We start from the raw sequence: 13106 nt of genomic DNA, 5'->3' as shown, positions 1-13106 counted from the left end.
TCGGCTCCAGCACCGCGGCCTCTGGAATACCGGATTGCCCGCCTTCGCGGGCAATGACACTGAGTGTGGAGAGAACCGCTACTTCTTCTCGATCGGCGGCGCGATCTTTTCCGCGGGGGCCGGCGGCAGTGCCGGCTTGGTCGCTGCGCCCTGCGTTTGCGGATCGGGGCGCGCCGGCTCGGGGGCCGGCGTGGTTGGCCGGTCGCCGCCGGGCTTGGCTTCCGCGGGCTTGTTCTGATCGTCGGACGGCGTGCCCTGGAGCGGCGGCGTCGCCTGGGCCAGCTCCATGCGGCTCTCGGCCCGGATCTGGACCAGCGAGATTGCCGACACAATGAGTCCTGCTGCAAGGAGCGAGCAGGCAATTGCCATATCGAGCTTCAGTCTGCGCTTGTCATCCGGGCCGGGCATGTCGATCACCGCCTTTATCCGCGGAATCAACGAAACTGGGCCCCACCGGTTCCGGCACGAAGGGCGGGAACCGCCCGCTCGCGCGCCAAAACGCCGCGCCTATTCCGTCGTGCTGACTTCCCAGGTGGCGTGGCGCACGCCCGGCAGATGCTGGAGATCGGTCGCCACCGCGTTCAGCTCGTTCGGATCGATCGCGGTCGCGACCAGCTTGGCGACGATCTCCAGATTGTCCTCGCCGATCTCGGCGACCTCGATATCAGCGACTGGATATTTCGCGGCCTCGAGCTTGTCGACGAGGCGGTCGCGCATGTCCGGAAGGGCGTCGGTGGCAACAGCCAGCTTGAAATAGTAGGTCGCCTCCAGCGCCTTCTCGTTCAGCGGGATGCGATTGATGGCGTTGACCAGCGGGCGCAGCATGGTGTTGCCGGCGATGACGAAGACGGTGAGGGCTGCCGCCTGCGCAACCATGTCGGCGCCGGCACAGGAGCCGACCGCGGCCGAAGCCCATAGCGTTGCCGCGGTGTTGAGCCCGCGCACGTCCATGCCCTGCTTCATGATGACGCCGGCCCCTAGGAAGCCGATGCCGGAGACGACATAGGCGATCACCCGGACCGCACCGTCGGCGCCGTCGAGATGCATGGCGAGGTCGACGAAAGCGGCCGCTCCCACCGCGACCAGCACGTTGGTGCGCAGGCCCGCAGTACGCTGGCGATATTGCCGCTCGGCACCGATCAAGGTGCCCAGCACGAAGGCCGTGGTCAGGCTGATGAGCGTGTCGGCGAAGTCAGCAAGCTGGAAGGTGGTCAGAAACCGCATGGCCCCCTATACGGCGGGAACCATGACAGATCAAAGCTGAAGCAGGCCGCCGTCCCCATTTTCGTCGGCAAACGCCAGCAGCGTGCCCTTGGCATTCCATGCGAGCGCCGCGACCGGAGGTGTGCCGTTACGGCGAACCAGGATCTCCGCACCGTCCTCCAGCCGCACCATCAGCACGGTGCCGTCGCTGTAGCCGGCAGCGAGAATGTCGTTCTTGGGGTGACAGGCGACGACCGCCACGCGAGCCTGCAGCGGCGCCAGCATCGCGGGCTCCTTGCCCATCGGACCGTCCTTGCTGCCGAACGGCCATATGATGACCGTGTCGGCGCCCGAGGTGGCGAGCCCCTTGCCGCCTGCGCTCCACGACATCGAGCGGACGCGGCCGGGGTAGCCGGTCATGCGCATGTGCCTGTTGTCGGCGAGCCGCCAGCCGTGCAGCGCCGGCTCGTGCATCGCTGTGACCAGGAATTTGTTGTCCGGGCTGAAGGTGACGGCGTGATGCGAGCCGGCCCAGGGCAGGAATTCGGCCGATCCTTCCATGTTCGGAAACCACAGGGTCGCGCCGTTGTAATGCGCGATCGCGAGCCGCAGGCCTTTCGGCGCAAACGCAAGCCCGCCGACGGTCGAGGGCACGTCAATCGACTTCTCTTCGGCCTTGCCGCTCTTGACGGTCGCGGTCTTGCCGGCCGACCAGGCGAACGCGCCATCGGCATGCAGCGCCACTGCGTCGATCCAGCGCCGCTTCGGGTCGGTGGCGAGCAGCGTTACCTCCCCCTTGGCATCGAGCGAGACGACCTTGCCGTCGTCGCCGCCCATCACCAGGCGCTTGCCGTCCGAAGCAGTGGAGAGAATGCCGCCGCTGTGCACGGCGACGGTGGAGATCTCACCCTTGGCGTCGACGAAGGCGACGTTCTCCTCGCCGCCGACGAAGGCGGCGCGATCGGCCAGGAAATGCACGGACGTAACTGCCATGCCGAGCGCAACAGGCTTGACGCGGTCGGTGACGGAGACGATCGAGGCGGAATCGGGGGCCGGCGTAAACTCTTTCATCACGAGACGATGCAGCTCTCAAAGCCCTTGCGGATCGCCTCTTCCGGCAATTCGCGGCCAATGAAGACGAGGCGGCTCTCGCGCGGCTCGCCCTCCTTCCATTTCCGCTGGTGGTTGCCCTCCAGCATCATGTGGACGCCCTGGAAGACGTAGCGGTCGTCGTCGTCATGGAACGCGAGGATGCCCTTGGAGCGCAGGATCTTGCCGCCCTCGACCTGCACCAGGTTCTGCAGCCAAGGCATGAACACGTTGGGATCGAGCGGCTTGTCGGTCCTGAGCGAGAGCGACTGCATGTCCTCGTCGTGATAGTGCTTCAGGCCGTGGCCGTGATCATGGTCGTGGCCATGATGGTGGTGATGGTCATGGTCGTGGTCATGATCATCGGCTTCGAGGAAATCCGGCTCGATGTCGAGAATGCGGTCGAGGTCGAAGGCGCCGCGGTCGAGCACGTCGGCCAGCGCCACCGAGCAGCGCTCGGTGCGGTGGAGTTTCGCATAAGGGTTGATGCCGCGGATGCGGGCCTCGATCTCGCCAAGCTCGCCCTTGTTGACGAGATCGGTCTTGTTAAGGATGATGACGTCGGCAAAGGCGATCTGGTTCTTGGCCTCCGGCGCATCCTTGAGCCGGTCGGACAGCCATTTGGCGTCGGCGACCGTGACGACTGCGTCGAGCCGCGCGTTCTTCTGCACGTCCTCGTCGACGAAGAAGGTCTGGGCGACGGGCGCGGGATCGGCAAGGCCGGTGGTCTCGACGATGATGGCGTCGAACTTGCCCTTGCGCTTCATCAGCCCGTCCATGATACGGACCAGGTCGCCGCGCACGGTGCAGCAGATGCAGCCGTTGTTCATCTCGAACACTTCCTCATCGGCGCCGATGATGAGGTCGTTGTCGATGCCGATCTCGCCGAATTCGTTGACGATGACGGCGTATTTCTTGCCATGGTTCTCCGACAGGATGCGGTTCAAGAGCGTCGTCTTGCCGGCACCGAGATAGCCGGTCAGAACGGTCACGGGAATTTTCTGGGAGGTCGCTTCAGACATAACAACTCCGGACGTAGGGCTGGTCGCGCGACGCGAGGCAGGGTGGCCCCTGCCCTAGTGGTCAAGCGCGCTGGTCAGGGCCTTTATATTGTGCCTGACCATGTCAATGTAAGTGGGTGCAGCCCCCTTTTCGCCGGTCAAACCGTCCGAAATCAGGGTCCCGCCGACTTTCGAGCCGGTCTCCGCCGCGATCCGCCGGATCAGCCGGTCATCGCTGATATTCTCCAGGAACACGGCCGGGATTTTCTGAGCCTTGATCTGGCCGATGATGGCCGCGATGTCACGCGCGCTCGGCTCGGTTTCGGTGGAGACGCCCAGGGGAGCGATGAACTGGATACCGTATTCAGCGGAAAAATAGCCGAAGGCATCATGGGTGGAGATCACCTTGCGCCGGTCCGGTGGGATCCTGGCTACGGCCTCGCGGATCTCTCGGTCGAGCGTTTCGAGCTTTTCCAGATAGGCCTTGGCCCGCGTGCGGAAAAAATCGGCATCGTCGGGATCGGCTGCGGCCAGGGCATTGGCGATATCGGTCACGTAGACCCTGGCGTTGGGGACGGACTGCCAGGCATGGGGATCGGCGCCTGAGCCGAGCTTGAGCGGCGCGATGCCGGCACTGGCGGTGACGACCGTCGCTTTGCTGCCGGAAGACTGCACGAGGCGCGGCAGCCAGCCTTCGAGCCCGAGCCCGTTGACGATGACAAGCTTCGCCTCCGCGACACGCTTCGCGTCGGCAGGCGGCGGCGTGTAGACGTGGACGTCGCTGTCGGCCCCAACCAGCGTCGTTAGATTGATCCTGTCGGCGCCGACATTGCGGACGAAATCGGCCAGGATCGAGAAGCTCGCGACGACGTTGAGCCGCTCCGCGGCGTGCAGAGGCGAGGCGATCAGCAGGAGCACGCAAAGCAGGATCCGCCGCATCGTCACGCTTCCAGATGCCGGCCGGGAAACATCTGCCGGACGATGCCGCCGACACGTCCGAACAGAACCGAGACGATGTAGAGCACCGTCGCCACGAGAATGATTGCAGGGCCGGACGGCACCCGGGTCTGGAACGACAGCACGAGGCCGGCATAGCCGGAGACAGCGGCAGCGACCACCGCGATGCAGATCATCGCAGTGAGATCGCGCGACCAGAACCGGGCGATGCCTGCCGGCAGGATCATCAGGCCGACGGCCAACAGCGTGCCCAGCGCCTGAAAGCCATTGACGAGGTTGATGACGACCAGGGCGAGGAAGGCAAGATGCGCGGGTCCGCCGGCGCGGCTGACGGTGCGCAGGAACAACGGATCGACGCTTTCGATCACTAGCGGGCGGTAAATCACGGCGAGCACGAGCAGCGTGATCGTGGCATTGAAAGCGACCACCAGCAGGGTCTGGTCGTCCATCGCCAGGATGTTGCCGAACAGCACGTGCAAGAGGTCGATATTGGTGCCCTTGATCGAGACGATGGTCACGCCCAGCGCCAGCGAGGCCAGATAGAAGGTCGCGAGCGACGCGTCCTCCTTCAGCCCGGTCGAGCGGGCAACCACACCGGCGAGGATCGCCACGGCAAAGCCCGCGATCAGACCGCCGGCCGTCATCGCGAACAGATTGAGGCCGGAGAGCAGGAAGCCGACCGCGGCGCCCGGCAGGATCGCATGCGCCATGGCGTCGCCGACGAGGCTCATCCGCCGCAGCATCAGGAACACGCCGATCGGCGCGCCGGCCAGCGACAGCGCGATCACGGCGGCGAGCGCGCGCCGCATGAACTCGAATTCGGTGAACGGACCGATCAGCGCGTCATAGGCCATTTGCGGTCACGCGGCCCGCGAGTTGATGTCATCGGCCGCGCATGCCGCGGCGGTGTCGTCGAAGGCCTCGCACATCCGCATCGCAACCAGCAGGTTTTCCGGCGTCAGGACCTCCGCGGTCGGCCCCCATGCCACCGGGCCGCGCGCCAGCACCAGCGTCTCGCTGAAATGGTTGCGCACCATCTCCATGTCGTGCAGCGCGGCGAGCACGGTGCGGCCCTCGCCGTGCCATTGCTTGACCAGCGCGAGCAGGTCGGCGGTGGTTTTGCTGTCGATGGCGTTGAAGGGCTCGTCCAGCACGATGAGCGCAGCGTCCTGGAGCAACACGCGCGCGAACAGCACGCGCTGCATTTGCCCGCCCGAGAGCGTGCCGATCGGGCGGTTCTCGAAGCCGTTGAGGCCAACGGACGCGATTGCGCGCAGAATCTTTTCGCGGGCCGGCTTGCCGATGCCCCCGAACAGGCCGGCGTGGCGCCACAGGCCGGTGCCGACAAAATCGAACACCGAGATCGGGAAACTGCGGTCGATCTCCGCGCTCTGCGGCAGATAAGCGATGTCCCTGCTGTCCAGCCCGCCGAGATGGATGCTGCCGTCGAGCGGACTAAGGATGCCGACGATCCCACGCAGCAGGGTCGACTTGCCCGCACCATTCGGGCCGATCACGGCAACCAGAGCGCCTCGCGCAACCTCACCGTTGAGATGGTGCACCGCCGGGTGGCGGTCGTAGCCAAGCGTGACGTTATGAAACCGCAGCGCCGCCATCGTCACCTCATCGCCAGGAAGACCACGCCCCAGAGCACGGCACAGACGGCGAGTGCCGCCGCGAGCCGACCCGCCATGGTCATGCGCAGGATCGACCAGGGCGCCGCCTGGGCCGGATGCGGCGAGGCCGCATCGTGGACATGGGCGTGGGTATGGTCGTGCCCGTGGCCATGGGAATGGCTGTGGGCATGGTCGTGATGATGAGCGTGGGACGCGGCGGGAACCATCCAGAAATGTTATATTATAACATTACGCCTGTCCACGCTTCGAGGTGTCATCCTGGGGCTATGCGGAGCATAGAACCCGGGATCTCGAGATTCCGGGTTCGGCTCTTTGAGCCGCCCCGGAATGACGCCCCAAAGCGCCCACGGCTGGATCAGGGCTTCCCGATCACCATGGCGATCGCCGCCGCCACGAACGGGAACGGCACCGAGACGGCGCAGCGAAACCAGACGAAACGGGCCGGCATGAACGGGATTTCCCACAGGATCACCCGCTGGAAGGCAAACAGGGCCCAGGCGACGACATAGGCCACCACCTGCGGCACCCCGCCGCCGGACTTCAGCGCCACCGTGCCAATGGAGAAGCCGATCACCGGCCCACCGGGCGTCGCGGCCCCAGCGACCACGGCGCTCGCAACCCCGAGCCAGCCGCTGTCCGGGCCGAGCCAGCCGGTGATCACCTCCTGCGGGATGATGGCGGCAATATAGCCGGAGCCGATCACCCCTAACGCGATCCGCGGCACGATATTGATGAAATCCATCGAGCCTTCGCGCAGCGAGGCCACGAACACCGGGCGCCCACGACGGAAGGCGATCAGGCCGACGCCGATCACCGAGCCCCACAGCAGGATGTCGATGAGAAGCGCCGCGCTCAATTCTCGTCGTCCTTGGCGAGCGGCTTCGGATAGAGCCGGACATAGACGAAACGGCCGAGCGCGCCGGCAAGCACCGGCAGCGGCAGGGAGATCAGGATCCGCCATAGCGTGAAGTCGGTGCCCATGATGGGGATTTCCCAGGCCACCGCCCGGCCGTAGCCGATCAGCGTCCAGCTCACGACCATGGCGATTGTGGCGCCGAAATCGGCGCCGACGGCGAGCAGCGCACTCGCCACGGGGTAGGCGGTGAAGGGACCGCCGGGCAGGATCGCGCCGAAGGCAGTGCCGATCAGGAGGCCCATCAGGCCCGATCTCGGCCCGAGCGAGCGCGAGACTTTTTCGTGCGGCAGGATTTCGGAGATGAAGGCGCCGAGCAGGCAGCCGGCGAGAACACGCGGCAGGATGCCCGAGAACAGCGAGAGATCGTGGGTCAGAATCTCGAGAACGCCATCGGTGCCGTCACGCCGCCAGACCAACGCCGCACTCACCGCGACCAGAACTGCGATGATGATCGTCGACCAGCCGATCGGCTTGCGGACCCGCCCGGGCCGCGGCTCGGACTCCGCGTCCTCGGCAGGCGCCGGGTGGTTCGGGGAAGGTTCTGACAACGGGCTGGGTCGCTCGAGGGTGATGCCCATCCTGATTAAGGGCGACGTCCCTGCGATGCAAACGGTACGATCACAGGCCGATGCGCGCACCGTGCAGGGCAATTCCGCACAGCAAAAGGCGGCCGCGCGAGCGACCGCCTTTGTTATTTCGTCATTTCGGGCGCACGAGTGCGAACCTTGGTGCGCAGTTGCGCAACTGAGAATCTCGAGATTCCGGGTTCGATGCTAACGCATCGCCCCGGAATGACGGGGCAAGGCTCACGCCTTCTCGAACAGGGACTCGACGTATTCCCAGTTCACGAGGTTCTCGACGAACGCCTTGAGATAATCAGGGCGGCGGTTGCGATAGTCGATGTAGTAGGAGTGCTCCCAGACGTCGCAGCCGAGGATCGGGGTGGCGCCGTGCACCAGCGGATTCTCGCCGTTCGGGGTCTTGGAGATCTCGAGCTTGCCGTTCTTGACCTGGAGCCAGCACCAGCCGGAGCCGAACTGGCCGACGCCGGCCGCCTGGAAGTCCGCCTTGAACTTCTCGAAGCCGCCGAGGTCCTCGTTGATCTTCTTCTCGATCTTGCCCGGCAGCTTGGTGCCGCCGCCATTGGGCTTCATCCAGCTCCAGAAGTGGATGTGGTTGTAGTGCTGGCCGGCGTTGTTGAACACCGCGGGGTTCTTGCCGAACGAGCCCTTGACGATCTCCTCAAGGGACTTGCCTTCCCATTCGGTCCCCTTGAGCGCGTTGTTGCCGTTGGTGACGTAGGCCTGATGATGCTTGTCGTGGTGATATTCCAGCGTCTCCTTCGACATGTACTGGCCGAGGGCGTCATAGGCGTAAGGAAGTGGGGGCAGCGTAAAGGTCATGGCTTCTTGTCCGCAACTGGTGGGGAACGAGTTCTAACGGTCACCCCTTATAGAAGGTTCCGCCGGCGTTAAATACCTTCAATTTGCGAAAACGCGCGATGCGACCGCGTGGCCGGATTGCATAAAATCGCCGCAACCGCAGACATTGCCCGCAGGCGTGATCGGTCGCCAGAAAATATCATTGCCTTTGAAGCGCTTATGACAGAACGAAGGCACCACGAAGCGGAGCTCCGAAGGACCACGCCATGAGCATTGAGATCGACATTTTGAACGGCGACGCCTCGTGGCCAATTGCAGAACCGCTGCATCGGGCTGTCTGGGGACCGCAGATGATTGCGGACAAGCCCTGGGCTCACGTCAAATGGGCCAATGCCGACCTGCGGGTGCTGATCGAGACGCCCGAGGATGGCCTTATCTGCCATGTCGGCATCTACTTCCGCACGGTCACGTGGAACGGACAGAAGACGCATATCGGGGGCATCGGCGGCGTCTGCACGCGGGAAGACCAGCGCGGGCGAGGTTATGCAACCATGGCAATCGACGCAGCAGTGCATACGATCCGCGCCAATGAGGCGGTCCGCTTCGCCCTGCTGTTCTGCGAGCCGCACAACGCCGCCTTCTACGGCGCCCGGAGCTGGCTGCCCTTCAACGGCGAAGTCTATTGCGAGCAGCCGGAGGGGCGGATCCGGTTCACTTACATGGCGCCCTACGTCTTCCACATCGTCCGCGCGCCGACCCTGGGCACCATCGACCTCTGCGGCCTGCCCTGGTGAGCCCTGCATGGCGAGGGGTGGCGCGGACATTGCGCGCTCTTTAATATGTCGATTATCATCCAATGTTTCATCCGGTGACAGATGACGATCGACGCTCCCGTAGACGCCGCCCAGCCGGTTGCGCCGGTCGCCTCCCGCATCGCCAGCCTCCTGACCGCCCCGATCCTGCCGACGCTGCTCCGGCTCGCGATCCCCAACATGATCGCGATGGTCGGCAGCACGCTGGTTTCGGTGGCCGAGACCTCCTATATCGGCCGGCTCGGCACCATCCCGCTCGCCGCGATCGCGCTGGTGTTTCCGTTCGCGATGCTGACGCAAATGATGAGCGCGGGCGCGATGGGCGGCGGGGTCTCCTCTGCCATCAGCCGCGCGCTCGGCGCAGGGGATCGTGACCGCGCCGCGACGCTGGCCTTGCATGCCGCCATCATCGGCCTCTGCGGCGGACTGTTCTTCACGGCGATGATGCTCGGCTTCGGCCGCACATTCTTCACGCTGCTCGGCGGCCGCGAGCGCGTGCTGCAGGAGGCCTGCGGCTACTCGCAGGTGCTGTTCTCCGGCGCGGTCGCGATCTGGCTCGTCAACACCCTGGCCTCGGTGATCCGCGGCACCGGCGACATGCGCCTGCCCTCGATGACGCTGATCGGGGCGAGCGTGCTCCAGATCGCGCTCGGCGGCACGCTGGGGCTCGGCCTGTTCGGAGTGCCGCAATTCGGCATGCCGGGCGTCGCCAGCGGCCAGCTGATCGCGTTCAGCTGCGCCGCGATCTTCCTCCTCTGGTATCTGTTGTCCGGCCGCAGCCGGCTGCGGCTCGACTTCCGCGCCTTCCATTTCGAGCGGGCCATGTTCCTGGACATTCTCAAAGTGGGCGCGGTGGCCTGCCTGTCGCCGCTCCAGACCGTGCTCACGATTCTGATCTTCACCAAGATCCTGGCGACCTTCGGCACCGAAATGCTGGCCGGCTACGGCATCGGCTCGCGGCTGGAATTCCTGCTGATCCCGATCACCTTCGCCTTCGGCATCGCCTCGGTGCCGATGGTCGGCATGGCGATGGGCGCCGGACATGTGAAACGGGCGCGGCGGGTTGCCTGGACCGCGGCTGCGGCCTCCGGCCTCACGGTCGGGCTGACCGGGCTCGTCGTCGCGCTCGCTCCGTCGCTGTGGGTCGGGCTCTTCACGCGCGATGCCGGCGTCACCGCCGCCGCGCACAGCTATTTCCATTGGGCCGGACCGGCCTTCGTGTTCTTCGGCATAGGCGTGTCGCTCTACTTCTCCTCACAAGGCGCGGCGCGCGTCGGCGGGCCCGTGCTGGCCTCCACCGCGCGTCTTCTGATCGTCGCGATCGGCGGCATCGGCCTGATGACGGCGCAGGCGCCGGCCTGGACGTTGTTCGCACTGGTCGGCGGCGCGATGGTCGTGTTCGGCGTGTCGACCGCGGCCTCGGTCGCCCTCGCGCGCTGGGGCAAATGAGCGCAGCCGGATAAGCGCGGGCCAAAACGCAGGAATGTGATTCCAGCCAGCGTTGCACTATTCTGCTGGGCTGCTATGGAGGCGCTCCATTTTTGGGGCCTCCTCCATGACTTTCAGATTCGCAGCTCTCATCATCCTCCTTGCGACGCTGCTTGGTCCATCTGCCGCTCATGCGCAGAACGTCGACGGGACGTGGCTGACCCAGGCGGGCGATGCGCGCGTCAAGATCACCAAATGCGGCGGCGGCCTCTGCGGCATCGTCGCCTGGCTGCGCGAGCCCTATGACACCGCGACCGGCCAGCCCGCTACCGACAGCAAGAATCCCAATCCGGCACTCGCCAAGCGCCCGATGATCGGTTTGCCGCTGTTCAGCGGCATGCCGCCGGCAGGGCCGAACAAATGGTCCGGCCAGATCTACAATGCCGATGACGGCAGCACCTATGCCAGCAGCGTCACCTTGACGGGAGCGGATTCGCTGCGGGTCGAAGGCTGCGTCGGCGCGCTCTGCGGCGGTGAGACCTGGACGCGCGCGGGGCGGTGAGCAGCTCTCGTGTCCCGGACGCGATGCAGCGCACCGTTTCACGGGGTACAAGAATCTTTTACGCCATCATCGCCTTCAACGCCGTCGCCGCCGAGGCGTAGCCGCCCCGTGCGCCATCGATGAAGTGCACATGATCGCTGCGCAGGACCGACGGGGTGAAGCAGGTCATCATGGCGGCGTCCTGTCGATGGAGACCGTAGCGAACGGTGCCCTCGCGCGCGGCCGCCGCCAGGCGATCGCTGAGCGTGCGTTCGAGCTGCGGCGTGCAATCGAGGATCATGCGCAGGCCATCGTCATATTTGCGGAAGTCCGAGTTCTCGACGACCTGACGCCGGTAGATGTTGGGCACGAAGCCGCCGACCTTGAGGTCGAAGCGCATGACCAGATAGACGAACAAGGTGTAGGCCAGCACGCTCGCGCGGCGCGCGAGTAGCGACCTCCCGCGCCGGGTGCGGGCCTCGTAGTCCAGCCCCTGCGGCGGCCATTTCAACGGCGGCCCCTGCGACGGCACCGGGCGCGCACCGTCAGGGCTGCGCTCGACGAGATCGATGATGTCCTCGATCACGTTGCGAAAGAGCTGCGGATCGGCGCCGCGTGCCGGCATCACCAGCACCGACAGGATCAACCCACGCGAGGCCGGAATCACCTCGAAGCGGCAGGACAGGCCCGACAGATCGGGCTGCGTGCCGGCCGGCGCCTCGGCGACCGCGAACTCGCCGCGCTTCATCGCGGCGTCGGCCCAGGCGAGCCCGCCGCCCGAGAACATCGCGTAGGAGAGGTTCGCCGACGGCCCGAAGCGCGCAACGCGTACGTCGAGGCCCTGCGCGCGGATGGCGCTCACCGGCACCAGCGCGACCCGCATCGTCAGCTCGAGATCTTCCCGCACCCAGGTCGCGGTCGCGGCCAACGCCTCGCGGGCAGCATCGAGGTCGGAAGGTGCAACCGCGAAGCTGGCACCGTCGCCGCCGAACACGAAGGGGAATTCGCGGCCCTCCAATGCGTTCGTCACCGCCGCGATCACGGCCGCACCGGCCATGTTGACCGCCTTGTAGCGCTGCGCGGCGATCGCCTTGGTGGAATCGACGATATCGGCAACGCCGATGCTCCAGTCGTCCGGCAGCGGCACATAGAGCGCCGGGTCCATCAGGCTGGTGAAGCCGCGGAACACGGGAATGCCGCCATAGAAGGATTCGCCTGATGTCATCGGGAATGCCGGATGGTTGGAATGCGAGACAAATACGTGGCGGGATCGATCCGGGTTCGCCGGCCGGCGGCCGCTTTCGATCATTGGCCGAAATGGGCCAGGACAACAAGATGCGGCGACAACAGGATGCGGCCGCGCTGCAATGCCGCAGCGGGTCATTGATCGGCATCAAACGACCGGCCGGGAAGTGTGGCTATCGTTCTCAGCTTCAAGGGTTGTCTGCTCCAAGGTTTGCATGGGATGATCGAGGTGACCGACTTCGGCAACAAAGACTCCACCTCTCCGGTCCGTCGGCGCACGGGCATCGACCCGGTCAGCGCCGTGAAGCTGCCCGAACGACTGACCGAAGCCGTCGATGCCTGGGCCGAAGCTCATCGCCTGACCCGCGCGGATGCCATCTGCAAGCTGATCGAGCTGGGCCTGAAGATCGCGCCGCCCGTGCTCTCCTCCGAGCATCCGATCGCCTCGGACGCCACCAGGATCGAAGAGATCGCAGTCCACGAGATCGAGACGCTGCTCGATCCGGGCCTGCCGCCGGACGAACGCGAACGCCGCATCCGCCGCCTCACCGAGGGGCCGCCCGAATTTTCACATCAACGAATTGACCTGCCGAAGGACCCGCCGAAACACCGGACCTGAGCAACTAAAGCATGATCCGGAAACGTGCGCAGCGATCTTCCGGAAAGATCATGCTTTAGTGCAGCTTCTCGTCCTGGTGCTTGCGCAAGGTGTCGAGCGACGCATCGTGACAGCCGACCAGGCGCACGAATTGCTGGGGGTACATTTCATAGCCGTGACTGCCGGAATTCTGATGCGTCATCGGCAGGCAACGGGTGTCGTCCGGCTTGGCGCGGGATTGCTCGGTCCGGCCCTGAGTTGAAGCGGTCATGTTTGGCATGGCCATGGACTGCTCCC

At 65.4% G+C, this 13106-nt stretch carries 17 protein-coding genes; 4 read left to right on the top strand and 13 right to left on the bottom strand.

Annotated elements, in window-relative coordinates; translation table 11 throughout:
• Positions 1 to 78 precede the first annotated feature (78 nt).
• The 11 genes from P6U31_RS05215 to P6U31_RS05165 form a co-directional block, all read right to left on the bottom strand.
• Positions 79 to 408, bottom strand: a complete 330-nt coding sequence (locus P6U31_RS05215; RefSeq protein WP_407189767.1) for a hypothetical protein — start codon at positions 406 to 408, stop codon at positions 79 to 81.
• 99 nt (positions 409 to 507) lie between these two features.
• Entirely contained in the window at positions 508 to 1224 is a 717-nt protein-coding gene (locus tag P6U31_RS05210; RefSeq protein ID WP_407187185.1) for an MgtC/SapB family protein, read from the bottom strand.
• Positions 1225 to 1254: 30 nt separating this feature from the next.
• Positions 1255 to 2274, bottom strand: coding sequence for a WD40 repeat domain-containing protein (locus tag P6U31_RS05205; RefSeq protein WP_407187184.1), 1020 nt, complete (start codon positions 2272 to 2274; stop codon positions 1255 to 1257).
• Positions 2274 to 3314, bottom strand: a complete 1041-nt coding sequence (locus P6U31_RS05200; protein WP_407187183.1) for a CobW family GTP-binding protein — start codon at positions 3312 to 3314, stop codon at positions 2274 to 2276. Before P6U31_RS05200 ends, P6U31_RS05205 begins: the two co-directional genes overlap by 1 nt.
• A gap of 54 nt (positions 3315 to 3368) precedes the next feature.
• Positions 3369 to 4232, bottom strand: coding sequence for a metal ABC transporter solute-binding protein, Zn/Mn family (locus tag P6U31_RS05195; RefSeq protein WP_407187182.1), 864 nt, complete (start codon positions 4230 to 4232; stop codon positions 3369 to 3371).
• Positions 4233 to 4234: 2 nt separating this feature from the next.
• Positions 4235 to 5104 (bottom strand): metal ABC transporter permease, encoded by an 870-nt coding sequence (locus P6U31_RS05190; RefSeq protein WP_407187181.1) that lies wholly within the window; start codon positions 5102 to 5104, stop codon positions 4235 to 4237.
• 6 nt (positions 5105 to 5110) lie between these two features.
• Positions 5111 to 5866, bottom strand: coding sequence for a metal ABC transporter ATP-binding protein (locus P6U31_RS05185; protein ID WP_407187180.1), 756 nt, complete (start codon positions 5864 to 5866; stop codon positions 5111 to 5113).
• A gap of 2 nt (positions 5867 to 5868) precedes the next feature.
• Positions 5869 to 6093: a hypothetical protein gene (locus P6U31_RS05180; protein WP_407187179.1), complete on the bottom strand. Its 225-nt coding sequence runs from the start codon at positions 6091 to 6093 to the stop codon at positions 5869 to 5871.
• Positions 6094 to 6242: 149 nt separating this feature from the next.
• Positions 6243 to 6743 (bottom strand): hypothetical protein, encoded by a 501-nt coding sequence (locus tag P6U31_RS05175; RefSeq protein WP_407187178.1) that lies wholly within the window; start codon positions 6741 to 6743, stop codon positions 6243 to 6245.
• Entirely contained in the window at positions 6740 to 7351 is a 612-nt protein-coding gene (locus P6U31_RS05170) for a permease (RefSeq protein ID WP_407187177.1), read from the bottom strand. Before P6U31_RS05170 ends, P6U31_RS05175 begins: the two co-directional genes overlap by 4 nt.
• A gap of 258 nt (positions 7352 to 7609) precedes the next feature.
• On the bottom strand, positions 7610 to 8206 hold the full coding sequence (locus P6U31_RS05165) for a superoxide dismutase (RefSeq protein ID WP_407187176.1): 597 nt from the start codon (positions 8204 to 8206) through the stop codon (positions 7610 to 7612).
• 245 nt (positions 8207 to 8451) lie between these two features.
• Here P6U31_RS05165 and P6U31_RS05160 point away from each other — a divergent pair, with 245 nt between their 5' ends.
• The 3 genes from P6U31_RS05160 to P6U31_RS05150 all read left to right on the top strand — a co-directional run bounded on the left by P6U31_RS05160 (position 8452) and on the right by P6U31_RS05150 (position 10987).
• Positions 8452 to 8979, top strand: a complete 528-nt coding sequence (locus tag P6U31_RS05160) for a GNAT family N-acetyltransferase (protein ID WP_407187175.1) — start codon at positions 8452 to 8454, stop codon at positions 8977 to 8979.
• A gap of 81 nt (positions 8980 to 9060) precedes the next feature.
• On the top strand, positions 9061 to 10446 hold the full coding sequence (locus P6U31_RS05155; RefSeq protein WP_407187174.1) for an MATE family efflux transporter: 1386 nt from the start codon (positions 9061 to 9063) through the stop codon (positions 10444 to 10446).
• Between the two features lie 106 nt (positions 10447 to 10552).
• Positions 10553 to 10987, top strand: a complete 435-nt coding sequence (locus P6U31_RS05150; protein ID WP_407187173.1) for a DUF2147 domain-containing protein — start codon at positions 10553 to 10555, stop codon at positions 10985 to 10987.
• Positions 10988 to 11045: 58 nt separating this feature from the next.
• On the opposite strand, the gene P6U31_RS05145 is transcribed toward P6U31_RS05150, so the two are convergent.
• A complete protein-coding gene (locus tag P6U31_RS05145) occupies positions 11046 to 12191 on the bottom strand; it encodes a DUF3095 domain-containing protein (protein ID WP_407187172.1) in 1146 nt (381 codons plus the stop codon).
• Positions 12192 to 12431: 240 nt separating this feature from the next.
• On the opposite strand from P6U31_RS05145, the gene P6U31_RS05140 reads away from it, so the two are divergent.
• Complete coding sequence (locus P6U31_RS05140) at positions 12432 to 12830, top strand: hypothetical protein (protein ID WP_407187171.1); 399 nt, start codon at positions 12432 to 12434, stop codon at positions 12828 to 12830.
• A gap of 55 nt (positions 12831 to 12885) precedes the next feature.
• Here the strand turns inward: P6U31_RS05140 and P6U31_RS05135 are convergent, their stop codons facing one another.
• Positions 12886 to 13095: a hypothetical protein gene (locus P6U31_RS05135; protein ID WP_407187170.1), complete on the bottom strand. Its 210-nt coding sequence runs from the start codon at positions 13093 to 13095 to the stop codon at positions 12886 to 12888.
• Between the last annotated feature and the right edge of the window lie 11 nt (positions 13096 to 13106).

Source organism: Bradyrhizobium centrosematis, assembly GCF_045571495.1.
Classification (GTDB): Bacteria; Pseudomonadota; Alphaproteobacteria; order Rhizobiales; family Xanthobacteraceae; genus Bradyrhizobium; species Bradyrhizobium centrosematis.
This window is presented reverse-complemented; position numbering and strand designations above follow the sequence as displayed.

Bases quoted from the DNA above. Each gene is read 5' to 3' on its own strand.
- P6U31_RS05135 (WP_407187170.1), bottom strand. From the start codon at position 13,095: ATGGCCATGCCAAACATGACCGCTTCAACTCAGGGCCGGACCGAGCAA.
- P6U31_RS05215 (WP_407189767.1), bottom strand. From the start codon at position 408: ATGCCCGGCCCGGATGACAAGCGCAGACTGAAGCTCGATATGGCAATT.
- P6U31_RS05185 (WP_407187180.1), bottom strand. From the start codon at position 5,866: ATGGCGGCGCTGCGGTTTCATAACGTCACGCTTGGCTACGACCGCCAC.
- P6U31_RS05180 (WP_407187179.1), bottom strand. From the start codon at position 6,093: ATGGTTCCCGCCGCGTCCCACGCTCATCATCACGACCATGCCCACAGC.
- P6U31_RS05160 (WP_407187175.1), top strand. From the start codon at position 8,452: ATGAGCATTGAGATCGACATTTTGAACGGCGACGCCTCGTGGCCAATT.
- P6U31_RS05195 (WP_407187182.1), bottom strand. From the start codon at position 4,232: ATGCGGCGGATCCTGCTTTGCGTGCTCCTGCTGATCGCCTCGCCTCTG.
- P6U31_RS05210 (WP_407187185.1), bottom strand. From the start codon at position 1,224: ATGCGGTTTCTGACCACCTTCCAGCTTGCTGACTTCGCCGACACGCTC.
- P6U31_RS05200 (WP_407187183.1), bottom strand. From the start codon at position 3,314: ATGTCTGAAGCGACCTCCCAGAAAATTCCCGTGACCGTTCTGACCGGC.
- P6U31_RS05155 (WP_407187174.1), top strand. From the start codon at position 9,061: ATGACGATCGACGCTCCCGTAGACGCCGCCCAGCCGGTTGCGCCGGTC.
- P6U31_RS05205 (WP_407187184.1), bottom strand. From the start codon at position 2,274: ATGAAAGAGTTTACGCCGGCCCCCGATTCCGCCTCGATCGTCTCCGTC.
- P6U31_RS05165 (WP_407187176.1), bottom strand. From the start codon at position 8,206: ATGACCTTTACGCTGCCCCCACTTCCTTACGCCTATGACGCCCTCGGC.
- P6U31_RS05190 (WP_407187181.1), bottom strand. From the start codon at position 5,104: ATGGCCTATGACGCGCTGATCGGTCCGTTCACCGAATTCGAGTTCATG.
- P6U31_RS05140 (WP_407187171.1), top strand. From the start codon at position 12,432: ATGATCGAGGTGACCGACTTCGGCAACAAAGACTCCACCTCTCCGGTC.
- P6U31_RS05145 (WP_407187172.1), bottom strand. From the start codon at position 12,191: ATGACATCAGGCGAATCCTTCTATGGCGGCATTCCCGTGTTCCGCGGC.
- P6U31_RS05150 (WP_407187173.1), top strand. From the start codon at position 10,553: ATGACTTTCAGATTCGCAGCTCTCATCATCCTCCTTGCGACGCTGCTT.